General features: G+C 73.8%; 22 protein-coding genes. 16 read left to right on the top strand and 6 right to left on the bottom strand.

All coding sequences use genetic code 11. From position 1 onward, the window contains the following. Nucleotides 1–55: 55 nt before the first annotated feature. The 4 genes from ABD327_RS24970 to ABD327_RS24955 all read left to right on the top strand — a co-directional run bounded on the left by ABD327_RS24970 (nucleotide 56) and on the right by ABD327_RS24955 (nucleotide 3,748). Nucleotides 56–1,000 carry an oxamate carbamoyltransferase subunit AllH family protein gene (locus tag ABD327_RS24970; protein ID WP_344453256.1) on the top strand — a complete coding sequence of 315 codons (945 nt, stop codon included), beginning with the start codon at nucleotides 56–58 and terminating at the stop codon, nucleotides 998–1,000. Next, nucleotides 997–1,536: an AllF/FdrA family protein gene (locus ABD327_RS24965; protein ID WP_344453254.1), complete on the top strand. Its 540-nt coding sequence runs from the start codon at nucleotides 997–999 to the stop codon at nucleotides 1,534–1,536. The genes ABD327_RS24970 and ABD327_RS24965 overlap by 4 nt, the downstream gene beginning before the upstream one ends. A 113-nt stretch (nucleotides 1,537–1,649) precedes the next feature. Continuing rightward, a complete protein-coding gene (locus ABD327_RS24960) occupies nucleotides 1,650–2,552 on the top strand; it encodes an aldose 1-epimerase family protein (RefSeq protein WP_344453251.1) in 903 nt (300 codons plus the stop codon). Then, nucleotides 2,549–3,748 carry a DUF6986 family protein gene (locus ABD327_RS24955; RefSeq protein WP_344453249.1) on the top strand — a complete coding sequence of 400 codons (1,200 nt, stop codon included), beginning with the start codon at nucleotides 2,549–2,551 and terminating at the stop codon, nucleotides 3,746–3,748. The genes ABD327_RS24960 and ABD327_RS24955 overlap by 4 nt, the downstream gene beginning before the upstream one ends. 21 nt (nucleotides 3,749–3,769) lie before the next feature. Here ABD327_RS24955 and ABD327_RS24950 read toward each other — a convergent pair whose 3' ends face one another. Further along, on the bottom strand, nucleotides 3,770–4,144 hold the full coding sequence (locus ABD327_RS24950) for an FKBP-type peptidyl-prolyl cis-trans isomerase (RefSeq protein WP_344453247.1): 375 nt from the start codon (nucleotides 4,142–4,144) through the stop codon (nucleotides 3,770–3,772). A gap of 120 nt (nucleotides 4,145–4,264) precedes the next feature. Between ABD327_RS24950 and ABD327_RS24945 the strand changes: the two genes are divergently transcribed. Continuing rightward, nucleotides 4,265–5,047, top strand: a complete 783-nt coding sequence (locus ABD327_RS24945) for a carbon-nitrogen hydrolase family protein (RefSeq protein ID WP_344453244.1) — start codon at nucleotides 4,265–4,267, stop codon at nucleotides 5,045–5,047. Here the strand turns inward: ABD327_RS24945 and ABD327_RS24940 are convergent. The 4 genes from ABD327_RS24940 to ABD327_RS24925 all read right to left on the bottom strand — a co-directional run bounded on the left by ABD327_RS24940 (nucleotide 5,044) and on the right by ABD327_RS24925 (nucleotide 9,823). Continuing rightward, nucleotides 5,044–6,489 (bottom strand): carboxyl transferase domain-containing protein, encoded by a 1,446-nt coding sequence (locus ABD327_RS24940; RefSeq protein ID WP_344453241.1) that lies wholly within the window; start codon nucleotides 6,487–6,489, stop codon nucleotides 5,044–5,046. The genes ABD327_RS24945 and ABD327_RS24940 overlap by 4 nt on opposite strands. A gap of 61 nt (nucleotides 6,490–6,550) precedes the next feature. Further along, complete coding sequence (locus tag ABD327_RS24935; RefSeq protein WP_344453238.1) at nucleotides 6,551–7,921, bottom strand: acyl-CoA synthetase; 1,371 nt, start codon at nucleotides 7,919–7,921, stop codon at nucleotides 6,551–6,553. 4 nt (nucleotides 7,922–7,925) lie between these two features. Then, nucleotides 7,926–9,083: a CaiB/BaiF CoA transferase family protein gene (locus tag ABD327_RS24930; protein WP_344453236.1), complete on the bottom strand. Its 1,158-nt coding sequence runs from the start codon at nucleotides 9,081–9,083 to the stop codon at nucleotides 7,926–7,928. A 101-nt stretch (nucleotides 9,084–9,184) separates the two neighbouring features. Next, nucleotides 9,185–9,823, bottom strand: coding sequence for a DsbA family oxidoreductase (locus ABD327_RS24925; RefSeq protein WP_344453234.1), 639 nt, complete (start codon nucleotides 9,821–9,823; stop codon nucleotides 9,185–9,187). Between the two features lie 93 nt (nucleotides 9,824–9,916). On the opposite strand from ABD327_RS24925, the gene ABD327_RS24920 reads away from it, so the two are divergent. From ABD327_RS24920 to ABD327_RS24875, 10 genes are all read left to right on the top strand, one after another. Beyond that, nucleotides 9,917–10,837: an ATP-binding cassette domain-containing protein gene (locus ABD327_RS24920; protein ID WP_344453231.1), complete on the top strand. Its 921-nt coding sequence runs from the start codon at nucleotides 9,917–9,919 to the stop codon at nucleotides 10,835–10,837. 2 nt (nucleotides 10,838–10,839) lie between these two features. Then, nucleotides 10,840–11,673, top strand: a complete 834-nt coding sequence (locus ABD327_RS24915) for an ABC transporter permease (protein WP_344453551.1) — start codon at nucleotides 10,840–10,842, stop codon at nucleotides 11,671–11,673. 16 nt (nucleotides 11,674–11,689) lie between these two features. Next, entirely contained in the window at nucleotides 11,690–12,853 is a 1,164-nt protein-coding gene (locus tag ABD327_RS24910; RefSeq protein ID WP_344453229.1) for a pyridoxal phosphate-dependent aminotransferase, read from the top strand. 51 nt (nucleotides 12,854–12,904) lie between these two features. After that, a complete protein-coding gene (locus ABD327_RS24905; RefSeq protein WP_344453227.1) occupies nucleotides 12,905–13,594 on the top strand; it encodes an SseB family protein in 690 nt (229 codons plus the stop codon). Between the two features lie 10 nt (nucleotides 13,595–13,604). After that, nucleotides 13,605–14,186: a prepilin peptidase gene (locus ABD327_RS24900; protein ID WP_344453224.1), complete on the top strand. Its 582-nt coding sequence runs from the start codon at nucleotides 13,605–13,607 to the stop codon at nucleotides 14,184–14,186. Between the two features lie 62 nt (nucleotides 14,187–14,248). Further along, entirely contained in the window at nucleotides 14,249–15,430 is a 1,182-nt protein-coding gene (gene aroC / locus ABD327_RS24895; protein ID WP_344453221.1) for a chorismate synthase, read from the top strand. Beyond that, nucleotides 15,427–15,954, top strand: a complete 528-nt coding sequence (locus ABD327_RS24890; RefSeq protein WP_344453218.1) for a shikimate kinase — start codon at nucleotides 15,427–15,429, stop codon at nucleotides 15,952–15,954. Before aroC ends, ABD327_RS24890 begins: the two co-directional genes overlap by 4 nt. Then, on the top strand, nucleotides 15,954–17,033 hold the full coding sequence (gene aroB / locus ABD327_RS24885; protein ID WP_344453216.1) for a 3-dehydroquinate synthase: 1,080 nt from the start codon (nucleotides 15,954–15,956) through the stop codon (nucleotides 17,031–17,033). The genes ABD327_RS24890 and aroB overlap by 1 nt, the downstream gene beginning before the upstream one ends. Then, complete coding sequence (aroQ, locus tag ABD327_RS24880; RefSeq protein ID WP_344453214.1) at nucleotides 17,030–17,461, top strand: type II 3-dehydroquinate dehydratase; 432 nt, start codon at nucleotides 17,030–17,032, stop codon at nucleotides 17,459–17,461. The genes aroB and aroQ overlap by 4 nt, the downstream gene beginning before the upstream one ends. A gap of 54 nt (nucleotides 17,462–17,515) precedes the next feature. Next, nucleotides 17,516–17,914 (top strand): DUF2834 domain-containing protein, encoded by a 399-nt coding sequence (locus ABD327_RS24875; RefSeq protein WP_344453212.1) that lies wholly within the window; start codon nucleotides 17,516–17,518, stop codon nucleotides 17,912–17,914. Nucleotides 17,915–17,920: 6 nt separating this feature from the next. Here the strand turns inward: ABD327_RS24875 and ABD327_RS24870 are convergent, their stop codons facing one another. Further along, the gene (locus tag ABD327_RS24870; RefSeq protein ID WP_344453209.1) at nucleotides 17,921–18,493 is read right to left on the bottom strand and encodes a TetR/AcrR family transcriptional regulator; all 573 of its coding nucleotides are present in this window, start codon (nucleotides 18,491–18,493) and stop codon (nucleotides 17,921–17,923) included. 315 nt (nucleotides 18,494–18,808) lie between these two features. Here ABD327_RS24870 and ABD327_RS24865 point away from each other — a divergent pair, with 315 nt between their 5' ends. Further along, complete coding sequence (locus ABD327_RS24865) at nucleotides 18,809–19,480, top strand: enoyl-CoA hydratase/isomerase family protein (protein ID WP_344453206.1); 672 nt, start codon at nucleotides 18,809–18,811, stop codon at nucleotides 19,478–19,480. The last annotated feature ends 12 nt before the right edge of the window (nucleotides 19,481–19,492 follow it).

Raw genomic sequence — 19,492 nt, 5'->3', positions numbered from 1 at the left:
GATCTTGGTCATACGGTTAACGTCCCGTTGACATCACAAAGACGGAGGCGATCCGGTGATCGAACGGAGCGATCCCGCTCTCAGGACCGGACCCCAGCCGGTCGCGCCGGACCCCGGTGCCGAGCCGGTCCGCGCCCCGGTTCCAGGGGCGGCCGGGCTGGCCGTACGGGAGGCGGTGGAACGGCCGCGCCGGTCCGCCAGGGTGATCGCGGTCTTCCCCTCGGCCGCCTATCTGCGGATCAACGGGGGCTGCGAACCCCGCGTCGTGGCGCTCGTCGGGTCCGACGGCATGCGCCCGGCCAACTCCATCGTGGTCCCGGCGGGGGTCAGGCAGCAGCCCTTCGCCGGAGTGCGCGAGGGCGACGCGGGCTGGATCGGGGACGGGCACGCGGAGGCCGGCGGCCTGCGCGTCAGGGTGCGGCGCTGGTGGGACCCGCGCCCGGTGCTCGGGCCGCTGCCCGAGGCGAGGCTGCGGCACGGGGCGATGCTGCTGGAGGCCGCGCTGGACCCGCGCGCCTGCGGGCTGGCCGGGCATTCCGGCCCCGCCGCGCTGGCGTCGGGCTGCGCGTCGGGCGACCTGGCCCAGGCGGTGCAGGCGGCCGAGCGGATCGTCGGGCTCGGCCCCGGCCTCACCCCCAGCGGCGACGACGTGATCGCGGGGATGCTGCTCTCGCTGCGGCTGCTCGGCGAGGTGACGGCCGGAGGAGCGCGCGCGGTGTGGCTGGCCGACTGGCTCGGCGCGGCCGTCACCACCGACGCCGAGACCCGGACCACCTCGCTGTCGGCCTCCCTGCTGCACTGCGCGGCGGCGGGGCAGCCCAGCGGCGAGGCGGGGGCGGTGCTGCGCGCCCTGGCCGGGCACGAGGCGCTGGCGCCCGCCGTGCGCAGGCTGGTGGCCTCCAGCCGCTACTCCGGCGCGGACCTGGCCTGGGGCCTGCTCGCGGGAAGCAGGGCGGTGCTCGCGCTCAACCGGCCGTCCTCCAGGCTGGCCTCTGCGTGAGCGAACCGGTCCCGGTCGCAGGGCCGCAAGCCTTCCGCGAGGCGGTCGCGCTGCTGCGGCGGGGACGTGACGTGCTGCTGCCCGGCATGGAGCTGTCCCTCGCCGAGGAGATCGCGCTGAAGGACGAGGCGGCCGCCAGGGGCAGGCTGGTGCTGGGCCCCGGCGCCCAGCCCGGCGCGCTGCCGCCCGGGAGGTTCGGGATCGTGGGGGTCGGCGCGGAGGCGACCGGCCGGGTGCTGCGTCTGCTGGCCCTCGCCGGGGAGGGCGGCCGGGTGCTGCCGGTGGGAGCCCGCGACCTGTCGGCCGCGGTGTGCGGGCGCTCCACCCTCCAGGCGCTGGTCGCCCTGGACGGGGATCCGGCCGTCACCGTCGTGGTGATCGCGGCGGAGCGCCCGCCGCCGGAGGTCTCGGAGCTGCTGAGGGAGGCGGCCCGGCGGCTGGCGACTCCCGTGGTCTCGGCGGCGCCCGGCGAGGAGGAGGCGGTGCTGGCCCGGTTCGGCCTGGCCGCCCGTCCGTGTTCGGACCGGCACCTATAGTTCGTAAAATTTCCCCAGAAATAAGGGGAGATAGAAGACTGTCCACGGAGCGGCCAGCTAACTGTGACAGCCTCAGGGATCTTGGGCGGGGAGCGGTCCGCGACAATGGCGGCATGACGCTCACCGGCACCCAGCACACCATCACCGCCGGCCCCTACCGGGCGGTCGTCACCGAGCAGGGCGGGACGCTGCGCTCCCTCACCCGCGGCGGACGGCCCCTGGTCCTGGAACACGACCCCGACGACGTGGTCCCGGCGGCCTTCGGCCAGCTCCTGGCGCCCTGGCCCAACCGGATCGACCGCGGGGTCTACGTCTTCGAGGGCGCCGAGCAGCGCACCCCCGTCACCGAGCCCGAACGCGACTGCGCGATCCACGGGCTGGTGCGCTGGGAGTCCTGGACGGCCGGCGAGCACGGCGACTCCAGCGTGACCCTGCGCCACCGGATCCTCGGCCGCCCCGGCTACCCCTACCGGCTCGACCTGGCCGTCACCTACGCGCTCGACGCCGAACGGGGGCTGACCGCGACGCTCTCGGCCACCAACTCCGGCACCCGCAACGCGCCCTACGGGCAGAGCGCGCACCCCTACCTCACCGTGGGGCTGCCGCTGGACAAGTGCACCGTGACGTTCGGCGCCACCCACTACCAGCCCGTCAACGACCGGCTCATCCCGTCCGGGGCGCCCGTCCCCGTCACCGGCACCCGCTACGACCTGACCGCGGGCGGCCGCTTCGGCGACCGCCGCATCGACACCGCCTACACGGGGCTGCCGTACGGGGAGGGGCGGGTGTGGGTGGGGCTCAGCGGCGGAGGCCGCACCGTCGGGCTGTGGGCCGACGAGAACCACCCCTGGCTCCAGCTCTACACCGCGGACGACCTTCCCGGAGAAAAGGCGCGGACCGGACTGGCCGTCGAACCGATGACCTGCCCGCCCAACGCCTTCAACACCGGTGTCGACCTCATCACCTTGAAACCGGGGGACACATTCTCCGGATCTTGGGGGATCATTTCCCTGTGAACCTCAGCCTGTCGAAGACCGACGATCTGGCGGAGCGGGTACGCGCCCTGGCCGCCGACCTAGCCAGCCAGTTCCCCGGATCCAGCGGGGGCCGCCAACCAGTCCACACGGTGTTCGTCCCCGCCGACGAGTTCTCCGCGGACACCCCGGCCGAATGGGGCGGGCGGGCGCTGCGGCTGCTGAACAAGCACACGCCGGGCGACGGCTCCTTCGGCACCACCTTCATGCTCGATCCGAGCCTGGCCGGGATGATCCGCTCGCGGGTCGCCGCCAAGCTCGCCCGCGAGCCCGTCGAGGACCTCCGCATCGACTTCGCCGGCGCCTACGGGACGCGCGGCGAGGACGAGGAGGACGCCCACGTCGCCCAGGCGGTCGAGGCCGTCGCCGCCTCCTACAACGCCCAGCGGCTCCCGCACTTCTGGGGGGTGCGCGTCAAGTCGTTCTCCGGCGGCGGGCACGAGCGGGCGATGCGCACCCTCGACGGCTTCCTCACCTCGCTGCGCGACCGGCTCGGCCGGCTGCCCGGCGGCTTCACCATCACCCTGCCCGACGTCGCGGACGCCGCGCAGGTCGGCGTGTTCACCGACTACCTCGACCGGCTCGAGGCCGCGCTGGGCCTGCCGGGAGGCGTGCTGCACTTCGAGATCCAGATCGACCTGCCCCAGGTGCTGGCCGACCACCGCGGCGGCCTGGGCATCCGGCGGATCCTCACCTCCGGCCAGGGCAGGATCGGCACCGTGCACTTCGGCGCCGCCTCCTACACCGCGGCGCTGGGGCTGCCCCACGAGGAGCAGCGGCTGGACCACCCGGCCTGCGACTTCGCCCGCCACGTCCTGCAGACGTCCGTCGCCGGACGCGGCATCCGGCTGTCGGACGGCCCGTCGCACATGATCCCCCGCGACGAGGGCGGCGACGAGATCGCCGCCTGCTGGCAGGCCCACGTCACCGGCGTCAGGCACTCCCTTGCGCACGGCTTCTACCAGAGCTGGGACCTGCACCCCGCCCACCTGACCGCCCGCTACGCCGCCCTGTTCGACTTCCACCTCAGCGGCGTGGACGCCACCGTCGACAAGATCAGGGCGGCCTCCGATCCCGCGCCCCACCTCATGGAGCGCCTCCAGCGCGGCGTGGCCTGCGGCGCCCTGGACGAGTCCGTGCTGCAGATCCCGCGAGCGGGCGGGGGCCCGGGCTCCTGACCCGGGCCCCCGCCCTCACGCCTACTTCACCGCGAGGAGGTCCACCACGAAGATGAGCGTCTCGCCCGGCTTGATGGCCGCGCCCGCGCCCCGCTGGCCGTAGCCCAGGTGCGGGGGGATGACGAGGCGGCGGCGGCCGCCGACCTTCATGCCGACGACCCCCATGTCCCAGCCCTTGATGACGCGTCCGCCGCCGAGCGGGAAGACGAACGGCTCGTTCCGGTTCCAGGACGAGTCGAACTCCTCGCCCGTGGAGTGCGCCACGCCGACGTACTGCACCGTCACCTGGCTGCCGCGGGTCGCCTCGTCCCCGTCCCCGACCACCAGGTCGGTGATCTCGAGGTTGGCGGGCGGCTGGCCCTCGGGGAAGTCGATCTCAGGGCGTTCAAGCGCCATGTCTTCAGGCTCCTTAGAAAACTTGCGGACCAGGCGAGATTACTAGAGCGGGCCCCGCCGTTCCCCGGAGAGACGGGATGCCGTCTCGGTCGCGCGGGGCGGGCAGGGCAGACTGGCCCCATGCGAGTAGCTCTGTGCCAGATCGAGGTGGGGGACGAGCCGGAGGCCAACCTGGCCGCGGTGCGCGAGGCGCTGGCGCGGGCGGAGGACGCCGATCTGGCGGTCTTCCCCGAGGCCACGATGATCCGGTTCGGCAACAGCCTGCGGCGGGTCGCCGAGCCCCTGGACGGGGCGTTCGTGACGGGGCTGAGAGAGGCCGCCGCGGAGTACGGCACCGCGCTGGTGGCCGGGGTCTTCGAACCCGCGCCCGACGGGCGCGCCTACAACACCGTCGTGGTGGTCGGATCTTCCGGGGAGCTGCTCGGCTCCTACCGGAAGATCCACATGTTCGACGCGTTCGCCTTCGCCGAGTCCGACACGGTCGCGCCGGGAGGGGAGCCCGTCGTGGTGGAGGTCTGCGGCGTCCGGATCGGCCTGGTCACCTGCTACGACATCCGGTTCCCCGAACTGGCGCGCGCCCTGGTGGACCGGGGGGCGCAGATGCTGGTGGTGACCGCGGCCTGGGCGCAGGGCCCCTTCAAGGAGGAGCACTGGACGACCCTGGTGCGGGCCCGCGCGATCGAGAACACCATCTGGACGGTCGCCGTGGACAGGGCCCCCGACCGGACGGATCCGCCGCACGGCCTCCGCACCGGCGTGGGCCGCAGCCTGCTGGTCGACCCGATGGGCACGGTCGTCACCGATCTGGGCCCGTTCCCCGCCGTCCGCACCCTCCCGGTGGACCTGGCGCTGACGGACGAGGTCCGGCGCGTCCTGCCGTCCCTGGAGCACCGCAGGCTCTAGGCGGGGCGGTCGAAGCGGGCGGCGCGGGCCGCCGCGCGGTCGTCCGGCGGCAGGGAGCAGGACGCCAGCACGGCGGTCTCCAGCTCGCCGGCCAGCGCGAATGGCTGCTCGGAGACGATCCAGTCGACGATGCCGCGCTCCAGCAGGTCGGCGGCGCGGATGCCCTGGGACTCGGCGAGCCCGGCGGCCCCGTCGCGCGTGCGGTGGACGATGACGGACGCGCCCTCGGGCGGCAGCGGCGACAGCCAGGCGTGCTCGGCGCACAGCACCCGGTCGGCGGGCAGCAGGGCCAGCGCGGCGCCGCCCGCGCCCTCGCCCAGCAGCAGGCAGACGGTCGCGGTGTCCAGGGTGATCAGGTCGGCCAGGCAGCGGGCGATCTCCCCGGCCAGGCCCCGGTTCTCGGCGTCGGCGGACAGCACCGCGCCGGGCGTGTCGACCACGGTGACCAGCGGCAGCCCCAGCTCGGCGGCGAGCCGCATGCCGCGCCGCGCGACCCGCAGCCCGGCGGGGCCGATCGGATGGCCGCCGCGCTGGCTGCGCCGGTCCTGGGCCACGACCACGCAGCGGGCCGCGCCGAACCGGGCCAGCGCCAGGAGCAGGCCCGGGTCGTTCTCGCCCTCGCCGGTGCCCGACAGAAGGCTGACGTCGGCGGCCTCGTCCAGCAGTTCCCGTACGCCGGGACGGTCGTCCCGGCGGGTGCGCAGGACCGACTCCCAGGCGCCGGGCGGCTCGCCCATGGGCCGGGCGTAGCGGTACAGGGGGGCGTGCGGGACCCGGGGAGGCATCAGGACGTTCAGGGCCCGCGCGGCGATCGGGCGCAGGTCCTCGGGGGCGACGACGGCGTCCACCAGGCCGCGGGCGGCGAGGTTCTCCGCCCGCTGCACGCCCTCGGGGAAGGGCTCGCCGTACAGCCCCTCGTACACCCGGGGGCCGAGGAAGCCGATGAGCGCGCCGGGCTCGGCGACCGTCACGTGGCCGAGGGACCCCCAGGAGGCCAGGACGCCCCCGGTGGTCGGGTGCCGGAGGTAGACCAGGTAGGGCAGGCGGGCCTTGCGGTGCGTCATGACGGCGGCGGTGATCCGCGCCATCTGCACGAACGCGAAGGTGCCCTCCTGCATGCGGGTTCCGCCGGAGGACGGCGCGGCCAGCAGGGGCAGGCCCTCGCGGGTGGCCCGTTCGACCGCGGCGACGATCCGGTCGGCGGTGGCGACCCCGATCGATCCGGCGAGGAAGCCGAACTCGCTGACGACGAGGCCGACCCGGCGCCCGTCCAGGAGGCCCTCGCCGGTGAGGACCGCCTCGTCGACGCCGGACCGCTCCGCGGCGGCGGCGAGCGCGTCCTCGTAACCGGGCGGCTGCCGGGGCGGGACGTCCCAGGAGCGCCAGCTGCCCGGGTCGAGCGTCAGGTCGATGAGCCGCCGGGCGGTTCCGCGATCTTCCACGCTCCCGATTCAACCACCCGCCCCGCCGGGCGCGGCGGCCCGGTCCGTCGCTTCGGTCCCGTCAGAGCCCGGGGAGCAGCTTCTTCTGCACCTTGCCGAGCGCGTTGCGCGGCAGCGAGCCGACCAGGCGGACGGCGCGGGGCCGCTTGTGGACGGACAGGCCGCCGGCCACGAAGTCGATGAGCTCCCGCTCGCCCACCGCGTCGGAGACGACGACGAACGCCGTCACCTGCTCGCCCAGGTCCGGGTGCGGGGTGCCGATCACGGCGGCCTCCCGGACGGCGGGGTGGGCCAGCAGCGCCGCCTCGATCTCGCCCGCGCCGATGCGGTAGCCGCCGCTCTTGATCAGGTCGGTGGAGGCCCGCCCGACGATCCGGTGCCAGCCGTCGGGGGCGATCGTCGCGATGTCGCCGGTGCGGAACCAGCCGTCCCGCAGGGCCTCGGCGGTGGCCTCCGGCCGGTTCAGGTAGCCGTTGAAGACCGTCGGGGCGCGCACGAGCAGCTCGCCGGGGCTCTCGCCGTCGTGGGCGACGGGTCCGCCGTCCTCGGCGACGAGCCGGGTGTCCACCCCTCGGAGGGGCAGGCCGACCTGGCCGGGGCGGCGCTCCCCGTCATGGCGGGCGCTGACGGTGATGAGCGTCTCGGTCATGCCGTAGCGCTCGACGGCGCGGTGCCCCGACATCGCCTCCAGCGCCTCGAAGACGGGGGCGGGCAGGCCCGCGCTGCCGGAGACCAGCAGCCGCGCGCCGCGCAGCTCCTTCGCCGCCCCGGACTCCACCACGCGGGACCAGACCGTGGGCACGCCGAAGTACAGGGTGCCCCGGGCCGCCGCGTACGCCTCGGGCGTCGGCCGTCCGGTGTGCACGAGGGCGGAGCCGGTGCGCAGGGCTCCCAGCACGCCCAGGACGAGGCCGTGGACGTGGAAGAGCGGCAGCCCGTGGACGAGGGTGTCGTCGGCGGTCCAGTCCCAGGCCTCGGCGAGCGCGTCGAGGTCGGCGGCGATCGCGTCGCGGGAGACCATCACGCCCTTGGGCGGGCCGGTCGTGCCGCTGGTGTAGAGGATCATCGCGGTCTCGCCGCCCGGCGGCTCGGGAGAACCGGAGGCGGAAGCCGTGCCGGGCCCGGTGACGGGGACGGACGGAAGCCCGAAGTCGCCGTCGCCCAGGAGCAGTTCGGCGCCGGAGTCGGTGAGGATGTGGTCGCGCTCGGCAGGCCCGGAGTCCGGCGGCACCGGGACCACCGGCACCCCCGCCAGCAGGCCGCCGACCACCGCGACCACGGTGTCGAGGGTGGCGGCGGCGTTCACCGCCGCCGCGCGGGCCCCGCCGACGCGCCCGGCGACGACCGAGGCGCGGGCGAACAGCTCCTCACGGGTGACCTCCTCGCCCGCGACGCGCAGCGGCCGTCCTTCGTCTCCGCCCAGCAGCGCCATGCCCTCAGCCCTCCGTCTCGTCGTGTGTGTTCTGTTCGTCCAGCCAGGCCCGTATGGACGCGTCGTGCTCGCCCAGCAGAGGCGGCGGGGAGTGCTCCCGCCGGTGCCCGTCGAAACGCAGCGCGGGCCCGGGCAGCTCGATCTCGCCGAGCTCCGGATGGTCCACGGTGACCACCAGGCCCTGGGAGCGGGTCTGCTCCCAGGCGTACACCTCGTCCAGGGAGCGGATCGACCCGGCGGGGACCCCGGCCTCGGCGAAACGGGCCAGCCAGACCTCGCGGGGCTCCGCGGCGAGGGCCTTCTCGATCTCCGCGGTCAGTTCGGGCCTGCGCCGGGTGCGGTCGGGCAGCTCCGCGAACCTGGGGTCGTCCGGCTCCAGCCCCACGACGGGAGCGAACCTCCGCCAGATGGACTGGTTGGCCACGCCTATCTGCAGCATCCCGTCCGCGCACCGGAACGTCCCGTACGGGGCCAGGGACGGGTGGTCGTTGCCGAGTGACTCGGGCACCTCGCGGGCGACCGTCCAACGCGTTCCCTGGAAGCCGTGCGCGCCCACCACGGAGGCCAGCAGGGACGTCCGGACGACCTGGCCGCGTCCCGTCTTCGTGCGCTCGTACAGCGCGGCGAGCACTCCGGCGACGACGTTCTGCGCCGCGAGCATGTCGGCGACGGTCATTCCGACTTTGCTGGGCAGCCCCGGAGGTCCCGTGACGCTCATCAGGCCCGCTTCGCCCTGCACGATCGCGTCGTATCCCGGTCGTCCGCCTTCGGGCCCGTCGTGCCCGAAGCCGGTGACCGACATGACGACCAGCCGGGGGTTGACCTCCAGCAGCCGCTCGAAGCCCAGGCCGAGCCGGTCCATCACCCCGGTGCGGAAGTTCTCCACCAGCACGTCGGCCCGGCGGACCAGCCGCAGCAGCACGTCCAGGTCCGCGGGATCCTTGAGGTCGAGGACGATCGACTCTTTGTTGCGGTTGCACGACAGGTAGTACGTGCTCACCCCGCCGGCGAACGGAGGGCCCCAGCCGCGGGTCTCGTCCCCGCCCGGCTGCTCCACCTTGACCACGCGCGCGCCGAGGTCGCCGAGCGTCTGGGTAGCGTGCGGCCCCGCCACCACCCGGCTGAGATCCACGACGAGAACCCCGTCGAGCGGTCCGGACATCGGTGAACACCTCCGGACCAGAAGTATCGCCTGTCCCCGGCCGGGGGAGGGACCGAGGGTGCCCGCCGCGGCCGGACCCGGTGCGGCGGGGCCGCCCGGACTCAGCCGAGCTTGCCGGCGACCTCGGTCAGGGCGGCGGACAGGACCTCGGTGGACTGGGCGCCCGAGACCGCCCACTGCCCCTCGAACAGGAAGAACGGCACCCCGGTGATGCCCAGCGCCCTGGCGTTCTCCAGGTCGGCGCCGATCTCGGCCATGCCCTCCTGGGAGGCGAACATCTCCCGCACCCGCACGCCGGGCAGCCCGGCCTCGCCGGCCAGCGCGGCCAGCGTCTCCTCGTCCGAGACGTCCAGGCCCTCGGCGTGGTGGGCCCGGAAGAGCCGCGAGACCACGGCGTCCTGGACGGCGCGGTCGCCGGCCTCGCCGGCCAGCCAGACCACGCGGTGCGCCGGGACGGTGTTGGACCGCCGGGTCAGCCCGGGCTCGTACGGCAGCCCCTCCGCGGCGGTCAGCGCGCGCATCTGGTCGTTCGCGGCGGCGACCTTGTCGGCGCCGCCGAACTTCTCGCGCAGCCAGTCGGAGGCCAGGCCGCCGTCCCGGACCGGAGCCGAGGGGTCGAGCTGGAAGGGGCGCCAGGACACCTCCACCTCCCCGGGGAAGTCCTTCAGAGCGGCCCGCATCCGGGCCTGGCCGAGGTAGCACCAGGGGCAGACGATGTCGGAAAAGATGTCGATCTTCACGGTCGGGACAACCGCCGAACAGCCGGGTAAATTCCCGGTCCGCTTTTTCCGCACCCTCCGCGACGCGCCCAGATCCGCTGGTAGACCGAGGCTGTGATCGAAGTGCGGGGTCTGAGTAAACGCTACGGCGGCAGGACGGCGGTCGACCGGCTGGACTTCACCGTCCGGCCCGGGGTGGTCACCGGGTTCCTGGGGCCCAACGGGGCGGGCAAGTCCACCACGATGCGGATGATCCTCGGCCTGGACCGGCCCACCGCGGGCACCGCGCTGGTGGGCGGCAGGCCCTACCGCGACCTGCACGCGCCGCTGCGCCAGGTCGGCGCGCTGCTCGACGCCAAGGCCGTGCACGGCGGGCGCAGCGCCCGCAACCACCTGCGCTGCCTGGCCGCGGCCAACGCGATCCCCGCCGGGCGGGTCGAGGAGGTGCTGGCCGTGGTCGGCCTGACCGCCGTCGCCGACCGCCCCTGCCGGGGCTTCTCCCTGGGCATGGGGCAGCGGCTCGGCATCGCCGCCGCGCTGCTCGGCGACCCCGCCGTGCTGATCTTCGACGAGCCGGTCAACGGGCTCGACCCCGAGGGCATCCTGTGGATCCGCACCCTCATGCGCAACCTCGCGGCGGAGGGCCGGACGGTCTTCGTCTCCAGCCACCTCATGGCGGAGATGGCGCTGACCGCCGAGCACCTGCTGGTCATCGGCCGGGGCCGGATCCTGGCCGACACCGGCATGAGGGAGTTCATCGAGGCCAACTCCGAGCACTACCTGCGGGTGCGCACCCCCCGTCCGGACGTGCTGTGCCCGCTGCTGGCCCGGCGCGGCCTGCGGGTGGAGCGCGAGCACGGCGGGGCGTTCCGGGTCGGCGGCGCGTCCGCCCCCGCGGTGGGGGAGCTCGCCGCGCGCGCCGGAGTGCCGCTGCACGAGCTGAGCCCCGTCCGCGCGTCCCTGGAGGAGGCCTTCCTGCGGCTGACCGGCGAGAGCGTCGAATACCGCACGGACATCCCGCTGGAGGCGGCGTGACGATGAGGAACCCGCACCCGCCGCTGACGGTCGCGCCCGCCAAGTCCCTTCCCCGCAGGCGCCCGGCCTTCGGCCACATGGTGGCCTCGGAGTGGCTGAAACTGCGGTCGGTGCGCTCCACCTACTGGACGGTCGTGGCGACCCTGGTCGTCTCGGTCGGGCTGAGCGGGCTGCTGGCCCTGGCCCTCGTCTCCAGCTGGGACCGGCTGCCCGCACGCGACAGGGCGATGTTCGACCCCACCTCCTACGCGATGACCGGCACCAACATCGGGCTGCTGGTCCTGTCCGTCCTGGGCGTGCTGACCATGACGTCCGAGTACTCCACGGGCACGATCCGCGCCTCCCTCGCCGCGGTGCCCGACCGCACCCGCTTCCTGGCGGCCAAGGCCCTCGTGCTGTGCGCCGTCGCGTTCGTGGTGGGTCAGGTCTCGGCCTTCGCCAGCTTCCTGCTCAGCCAGCTGTTCTTCACCGCAAGAGACCTGGACGTCCCGCTGAGCGAGCCGGGAGTCCTGCGCGCCGTCTCCGGCTGCGGCCTCTACCTGACCCTCGTCACCCTGCTGGCCTTCGGCATCGGCGTCCTGCTGCGGCACACCGCCGCCGCGATCACCTCCATCGTCGGCCTCATGTTCGTCATCCCGATCATCGCCGCGTTCCTGCCCGGCGAATGGGGCCTGACCCTCCGCCGGCTCATCCCCTCGCAGGCCGGCTCGGCCGTCACCGTCGTCGACCCCAACGAGACCTACCTCGCGCCGCTCCCCGGCCTCCTCGTCTTCTGCTGCTACCTGGCGGCGGTGCTGGTCCCGGCGTACCTGCTCTTCCTGCGGCGCGACGCCTGAGGCCTAGGGTGGTGCCGTGAGCGATCCACTGGTCGGGCGGATGCGGGGCTTCGGAACGACGATCTTCGCGGAGATGTCCGCGCTGGCCGTCCGGACCGGGGCGATCAACCTGGGACAGGGCTTCCCCGACGAGGGCGGGCCCGCGAGCGTGCTGGAACGGGCGGTCGAGGCGGTCCGCGCCGGCGACAACCAGTACCCGCCGGGCATCGGGATCCCCGAGCTGCGGCGGGCCGTGAGCGAGCAGCGCCTCGCCCGCTACGGTCAGGCCTACGACCCGGACACCGAGGTCCTCGTCACCGTCGGCGCCACCGAGGCGATCGCGTCCGCCGTCCTGGCCCTCGCCGGGCCCGGCGACGAGGTGATCGCCTTCGAGCCGTTCTACGACTCCTACGCCGCGACGGTCGCGCTGGCCGGGGCCCGCATCGTCCCCGTCACCCTGCGGCCCGACTCGGGCCGCTTCACCTTCGACCCCGACGAACTCCGCCGGGCCGTGACGGCCCGGACGAAGGCCGTCATCGTCAACTCCCCGCACAACCCGTGCGGCACGGTCTTCACCGCCGACGAGCTGCGGTTCGTCGCCGGGATCTGCGTCGAACACGACCTGACGGCGATCACCGACGAGGTGTACGAGTACCTGACGTTCGACGACGCGGCGCACCTGCCGCTCGCCTCCTTCCCCGGCATGAGGGAGCGGACGGTGACGATCTCCTCGGCGGGCAAGACGTTCTCCGTCACCGGCTGGAAGACCGGCTGGGTGTGCGCGCCCGAGCCGTACATCCAGGCCGTCAGGACGGTCAAGCAGTTCCTCACCTACGTGGGCGCGGCGCCGTGGCAGCACGCCGTCGCCCACGGCCTCCGGCACGAGCTCGGCTGGGTGGAGGCGCTGCGCGCGTCCCTGCAGGCCAAGCGCGACAGGCTCTCGGCCGGGCTGGAGTCGGCGGGCTTCACCGTCCACCGGCCCCAGGGCACCTACTTCGTCCAGGCGGACCCGCGCCCGCTGGGCCACGAGGACGGCGAGGCCTTCGCCCGGGCCCTGCCCGGTCTCGCCGGAGTCGTGTGCATTCCCACCGGGGTGTTCTACGCGGAGCCCGCGCGAGGACGGCATTACGTCCGGTTCGCCTTCTGCAAGAAGGACGAGGTCATCGACGAGGCGGTGGCACGCCTGCGGCACGGCCTGTGACGCGCGGGAACCGGCTTCGGCGCGGCGGAGGATGGTTATACCCTTCGTGACGTGTCCGGACCCTCTCTCATCAAGCCCCAGTTCCCCGACGACGACGGGAGCGCCGACGCCTCCCTGGTCGCCGCGCTCACCGCGTACGCCGCGGGCCAGGGAGGCGAGCACGCCGTACTCGGCGCGCTGTCCCGCAGCAGGGTCCTGGTCCCCATCGTCGCCGTCCTCACCTCCGAGGAGACCGTCGACGGGATGCGCCGGGAGAAGGAGAGCGACATGGCGCTGCCGACCATCACGGGGGCGGACGGCCGCCGCGGGGTGCTCGGCTTCACCTCGCTGAAGACCCTCCAGCTGTGGCGCCCGGACGCCCGCCCGGTGCCGGTCCGCGCCGCCGACGCCTGCCGGACCGCGCTCGACGAGGGGGCCGAGGCCCTGGTCCTGGACATCGCCGGGCCGATCCCGTTCGCGGTGGACGGGGTGCGCCTCCACCTGCTGGCCGAGGGGCGTCCGGTGCCCCCGCCGCACCAGGACCCCGAGGTGCTCGCCGCGATCGAGGCCGCGTTCGGCCTGGAGGCCGGGGTCACCGGTGTCAGGGTCGGCCCGGGCGAGGGCGCCGAGCTGTCCGTCCGCTTCACCGTGGAGCCCGGCGCGGACGAGGAGGCCGCCGTCCGGCGGGTCGGCGACAGGCTCGCCGACGTGCTGCGCGGCAGGATCGTCGGAGGCGTCGAACTGGCGGTCTCCCGCCGGTAGGGTCACCCGGGTGACCCAGACCTCCCCCCGGGATCCCTGGTTCGACCCCGTCCGGCGGCGGCCCGCCCCGGTAGCCCTGGTCACGGCAGCCGTGCTGGCCCTGCTGGCCTGGCGGCTCGGACCCCGCCCCGATCTGGCGGCCTTCGCCGTCCTCGGCCTGGCCGGGACGCTCCTGGCCTTCATCGACGCCGAGCTGCTGCGGCTGCCCGACCCGCTGACGCTGCCGCTCCCTCCCGCCCTGGCCGTCCTGCTCGGGGCGGCCGCGCTCCTGGGACCCGACGACGGCGCCCCGGGCACGTTCCGGGGCGCGCTGTACGGGATGGGCGCGCTGCTGCTGGTCTACGGGCTGCTGTGGTTCGCCGCGCCGTCCCAGATCGGCCTGGGGGACGTGAAGCTGGCGCCGTCGCTCGGCCTGGTGCTGGGCTGGCTCGGCCTGGAGGCGTTCGTCACCGGGATCGTGGCGATCCACGTGCTGGGCGGCCTGTGGGGCGCCGCGCTGCTCGTCACCCGGCGGGCCGGGCGCGGATCGTCCTTCCCGTTCGGGCCGTTCATGCTGGCCGGGACGCTGATCGCGGTGCTGCTGCACGGCTGAACCCGTCTCACGTTCCGGACGCGGTGTACGGGCGGTGGCCGCGAGGTGGAAGAATTACCGGCATGTTGCGCTGGTTGACCGCCGGGGAGTCACACGGCCCCGCCCTCGTCGCGATCGTGGAGGGCATGCCCGCCGGAGTGCGGGTCACGTCCGCCGACATCGCCGAGGGCCTGCGCCGCCGCAGGCTGGGCCACGGCCGCGGGGCCCGGATGAAGTTCGAGCAGGACAAGGTCACGATCGTCGGGGGGATCCGGCACGGATCGACCCTCGGCGGCCCGGTCGCGATCGAGGTCGGCAACTCCGAGTGGCCCAAGTGGGAGACGGTCATGGCCGCCGACCCGGTGGACCCGGAGACGCTGGCCGCCCAGGCGCGCAACGCCCCGCTGTCGCGGCCCCGGCCCGGCCACGCCGATCTGGCGGGCATCCAGAAGTACGGTTTCGACGACGCCCGCCCGGTCCTGGAGCGCGCCAGCGCCCGGGAGACCGCGGCCCGCGTCGCGCTCGGCGAGGTCGCCAGGGCGTTCCTGCGCCAGGCCGTGGGCGTCGAGGTGTTCAGCCACGTGGTGTCGCTGGGCGAGATCGAGGTGCCGGCCGACGCGCCGCTGCCCGGTCCCGGGGACCTCGAGGCGATCGACGCCAGCCCCGCCCGCTGCTTCCACGCCGAGACGGACGCGGCGATGGTCGCGCACGTCGACGAGCTGAAGAGGGCCGGCGACACCCTCGGCGGCGTGGTCGAGGTGCTGGCCTATGGGCTGCCGCCGGGCCTGGGCAGCTACGTGCACTGGGACAGGCGGCTGGACTCCCGGCTGGCCGGGATCCTCATGGGCATCCAGGCGATCAAGGGCGTCGCGGTCGGCGACGGGTTCGAGACCGCCCGCAGGCCCGGCAGCCTCGCCCACGACGAGATCGACAACACGCCCGAGGGCGTGCGGCGGCGCACCAACCGGGCCGGCGGCGTCGAGGGCGGCATGACCAACGGCGAGATCCTGCGGGTCCGCGCCGCGATGAAGCCGATCTCCACCGTGCCGCGCCAGCTCGACACCATCGACGTGACCACCGGCGAGCCCGCCAAGGCGATCAACCAGCGCAGCGACGTCACCGCGGTGCCCGCCGCCGGCGTCGTCGCCGAGGCGATGGTCGCGCTGGTGCTGGCCGACGCCGTGCTGGAGAAGTTCGGCGGCGACAGCGTCGAGGAGACCGCCCGCAACGCCCGCGCCTACCTGCAGTCGCTGGTGGTCAAATGAGCCCCCGCGCGGTGCTGGTCGGCCCGCCGGGCAGCGGCAAGTCGACCATCGGCACGCTGCTGGCCGAGGTGCTCGGCGTGGAGTTCCGCGACACCGACGCCGACGTCGAGCTGAAGGCCGGCAAGCCGATCGGCGACATCTTCCTCGAGGAGGGCGAGCAGCACTTCCGCGCCCTGGAGCGCGAGGCGGTGCGCGAGGCGCTGGCCGCCTCCGAGGGCGTCCTGGCGCTGGGCGGCGGCGCGATCCTCGCCGAGGAGACCCAGGAGCTGCTGGCCGCCCACCGGGTCGTCTACCTGGAGGTCTCGCTCGGCGAGGCGGTCAAGCGGGTGGGGCTGGCCTCCGCGCGTCCGCTGCTGGTGTTCAACCCGCGCTCCCAGCTGCGCAAGCTGCTGGAGGACCGGCTGCCGATCTACCAGCGGCTGGCGAAGATCACCGTGGTGACCACCGACAGGTCCGAGGAGGAGGTCGTCGCCGAACTGGCGGCGGCGCTGGCGGAGCCGGACGAACCGGCTGAGGAGACCTGATGAGCGAGGCCGCCCGGATCACCGTGCACGGCGACGACCCCTACGACGTGGTGATCGGCACCGGGGTCCTGGCGGAGCTGCCCGCCCTGGTGGGCGAGCGGGCCCGCACGGTCGCGGTGGTGTACTCCGAGAACCTGCCGGAGATCGCCAGGCCCGTGGCCGGGGCGCTGGAGCAGGCCGGGTACCTGGCGCACCTGGTGCCGGTGCCCGACGGCGAGGCCGCCAAGAACGTCTCGGTGCTGGCCGGCCTGTGGTCGCGCTTCGCCGAACTGGGCGTCACCCGCTCGGACGCCGTCGTCGGCGTCGGCGGCGGCGCCACCACCGACCTGGCCGGGTTCGCCGCGGCGTCCTGGCTGCGCGGGGTGCGCTGCGTGCTGGTGCCGACCACGCTGCTGGCCATGGTCGACGCGGCGGTCGGCGGCAAGACCGGCATCAACATCGCCGAGGGCAAGAACCTCGTGGGCGCGTTCGCGCCGCCCGCCGGGGTGCTGTGCGACCTCGCCACGCTGATGACGGTGCCGCACGAGGACTACATCTCCGGCCTCGCCGAGACGATCAAGGCGGGTTTCATCCGCGATCCGCGCATCCTCGAGCTCGTCGAGGCCGACCCCGAGGGCGCCGCCCGCCCCGACGGGCCGCACACCCGCGAGCTGGTGGAGCGCGCGATCCAGGTCAAGGCCGACGTGGTCGGCGCCGACCTGAAGGAGTCGGGCCTGCGCGAGATCCTCAACTACGGCCACACCCTCGCCCACGCCATCGAGAAGAGCGAGGACTACCGGTTCCGCCACGGCCACGCCGTCTCCATCGGCTGCGTCTTCGCCGCGGAGCTCGCCCGCCTCGACGGCCGCATCGACGACAAGCTCGTGGAGCGCCACCGCGCGGTGTTCTCCTCCGTGGGCCTGCCCGTCTCCTACCGGGCCGAGGCCTGGGACGAGCTGCGCGCGACCATGAACGTGGACAAGAAGACCCGCGGCGCCACGCTGCGCTTCGTCGTCCTGGACGAGCTGGCCTCCTGCGGCCGCCTCGCCGGTCCCTCGGAGGAGCTGCTGCGCTCCGCCTACGCCGAGGTGGCCCGGTGAAGAAGGTACTCGTCCTCAACGGCCCCAACCTCCGCAGGCTGGGCACCCGGGAGCCGGAGATCTACGGCGCCGACACCTTCGACGACCTGGTGCGGCTCTGCCGCGAGACCGGCCTGGAGCTGGGCCTGGACGTGGAGGTCCGCCAGACGAACGACGAGGCCGAGCTGGTCGGCTGGGTGCACCGGGCCGCCGACGAGCGCACCCCGGTCGTGCTCAACCCCGCGGCCTTCACCCACTACTCCTACGCCCTGCACGACGCACTGGCCCAGCGCACGGCCCCGCTGATCGAGGTGCACATCTCCAATCCGGCCGCCCGCGAGGAGTTCCGCCACACCTCGGTGGTGGCGTCGGTCGCCACCGGCACCATCGCGGGCTTCGGCCTCCGCTCCTACGTCCTGGCTCTCCGGGCCCTGTCGGAGCTGGAGTAGCCGCACCCCCGGCCCCTGGGGTTTTCTGGGGTTCTGTGGGAGGCTGCCGGGTAAGTGAAAACTTACCTCCGGAGGTCCGCCGTGCAGTCCCGGGACCGCCTGCTCGTCAGGCTCTACGTGCTGGTGGCGATCGGCGCGCTGATCGCCACCTGGTCGCAGAACATCCGCTTCTTCCTCCAGGAGGACAACGGCGGGCTCGTCGGGTTCATCGAGGCCTGCTACGCCAACGCGGCGGCGGCGTCCATCACCAACGACGTGCTCCTCATGGCGGTGGCGGCGTGGGTGCTGATGGCGGTGGAGGCCCGGAGGCTGGGCATCCGGCACCTGTGGGTGTACTTCGTGCTCTCGGGGGTCCTGGCGGTCAGCGTCGCGTTCCCGTTGTTCCTGGCGGTGCGGCAGCGCAGGATCGCCCGGTTGCGGGAGGCGGGGGAGCCGGGCGGCGAGGAGCCCTGAGGCCGCTCACCCGGGTGCTTTGAGGGCGCTCTCCACGACGAGTTCGAGTTCCACGGCCACTTGGTCGAGGGCGCTGGTGTCGTGGGCGGCCCGGCAGAGGATGGTGGCGCCCTCGACGGCGGCGACGATGAGGGTGGAGACGCCGGCCGCGCGCTCGGGGGAGCAGCCGCCGGCCATGAGGCCGGTGGCCAGGGCCTCCTTCCAGCGGGCGAAGGCCGCGGCGGCGGCCTCGGCGAGCTGCGGGGCCTCCTCGTGGGACTCGACGGTGACCGCGGCGATGGGGCAGCCCGCCTGGAACTCGCTCTTGGTCAGGACGCGGCGCCACCAGCCGACGAAGGCGTGCACGGCGGCGACGGGGTCGCCCTCCCTGATGGTCGACTCGGTGCCCGCCGCGACGAAGTCCCCGGCGTAGCGCACGGCCTCGACGGCGAGCTGGACCTTGCCGCCGGGGAAGTGGTGGTAGATCGAACCGCGCGGGGCGCCGCTGTGGGCGATCACGTCCCGGAAGCCCGTTCCGCTGTAGCCGCGCTCCCTGAAGAGGTACGCGGCGCTGCGCACCATGCGCTCCTTGGCACTCACGCCCCCAGTATGACGGACATCATACCTAATGTGCCCCACCTGGAAGAAAGTGCACGGCCATGGCTCTCCTCCGCCCCGCGGACGCCTCCGGCACGCCTGCGGCCTGGCGGGACTCCCGAAGCCCCACGGTTATGACATTCGTCATATTGACGTGGTTCGCGGTGTTGAGCACCCTCGCTATGACAGCCGTCATACCGAGGGGAGGCCGTGGGCGCCGCGACGGGGAGCGGTCTCGACGCGGGCAATCCGGTCTGCGAGGGTACGACGATCCACGTCGGCCGCAGCAAACCGCACGATCTTCCAGCCGGAGAAATGATGATCAAAATTGAGAACGCCGGGTCCGGGGTCTTCGTCCTGCGCTTCCAGAACGGGGAGAACCGCTTCTCGCCCGAATTCCTCCAGGGCGTGGAGAAGGCGCTGGACGAGATCGAGGGCGAGGCCCGGGCGCTGGTCACCACCGGCGAGGGCAAGTTCTACTCCAACGGCCTGGACCTGGACTGGCTGAACGCCAACGGGGAGAAGAGCAACTGGTACGTGGGGGAGATCCACGCCCTGTACTCGCGGTTCCTCAAGCAGAACCTCCCCTCCGTCGCGGCGGTCAACGGCCACGCGTTCGCCGGCGGCGGCATGCTCGCCCTCAGCCACGACTTCACCGTGATGCGCGAGGACCGGGGCTGGTTCTGCCTCCCGGAGGTGGACATCAACATCCCGTTCACCCCGGGGATGGCCGCGCTGGTTCAGGCCAAGCTGTCGACCGAGACCGCGCACGAGACGATGCTGACGGGCCGCCGCTACACCGGTCCCGAGGCGGTCGAGGCGGGGATCGCGCGGCGGGCGGTGCCCGAGGACGAGGTGGTGCGGTCGGCGATCGAGCTGGCCGCGGCGCTGGCGGGCAAGGACGGCAGGACGTTCGGCGCGATCCGCCGCACCATGTACAGGCCCGCCATCCAGGCGCTTTCCGGCGAGTCCACCCTCCGGTCGCCCTGAAGAATCTGACGA

It is taken from the genome of Actinocorallia aurantiaca, from assembly GCF_039533685.1.
Classification (GTDB): Bacteria; Actinomycetota; Actinomycetes; order Streptosporangiales; family Streptosporangiaceae; genus Actinocorallia; species Actinocorallia aurantiaca.
This window is presented reverse-complemented; position numbering and strand designations above follow the sequence as displayed.

What these genes read in the sequence shown, in the direction of transcription:
- ABD327_RS24915 (WP_344453551.1), top strand. Translation starts at nt 10,840, where the DNA reads ATGAGGAACCCGCACCCGCCGCTGACGGTCGCGCCCGCCAAGTCCCTT.
- ABD327_RS24890 (WP_344453218.1), top strand. Translation starts at nt 15,427, where the DNA reads ATGAGCCCCCGCGCGGTGCTGGTCGGCCCGCCGGGCAGCGGCAAGTCG.
- ABD327_RS24960 (WP_344453251.1), top strand. Translation starts at nt 1,650, where the DNA reads ATGACGCTCACCGGCACCCAGCACACCATCACCGCCGGCCCCTACCGG.
- ABD327_RS24930 (WP_344453236.1), bottom strand. Translation starts at nt 9,083, where the DNA reads ATGTCCGGACCGCTCGACGGGGTTCTCGTCGTGGATCTCAGCCGGGTG.
- aroC (WP_344453221.1), top strand. Translation starts at nt 14,249, where the DNA reads ATGTTGCGCTGGTTGACCGCCGGGGAGTCACACGGCCCCGCCCTCGTC.
- ABD327_RS24865 (WP_344453206.1), top strand. Translation starts at nt 18,809, where the DNA reads ATGATCAAAATTGAGAACGCCGGGTCCGGGGTCTTCGTCCTGCGCTTC.
- aroB (WP_344453216.1), top strand. Translation starts at nt 15,954, where the DNA reads ATGAGCGAGGCCGCCCGGATCACCGTGCACGGCGACGACCCCTACGAC.
- ABD327_RS24950 (WP_344453247.1), bottom strand. Translation starts at nt 4,144, where the DNA reads ATGGCGCTTGAACGCCCTGAGATCGACTTCCCCGAGGGCCAGCCGCCC.
- ABD327_RS24935 (WP_344453238.1), bottom strand. Translation starts at nt 7,921, where the DNA reads ATGGCGCTGCTGGGCGGAGACGAAGGACGGCCGCTGCGCGTCGCGGGC.
- ABD327_RS24945 (WP_344453244.1), top strand. Translation starts at nt 4,265, where the DNA reads ATGCGAGTAGCTCTGTGCCAGATCGAGGTGGGGGACGAGCCGGAGGCC.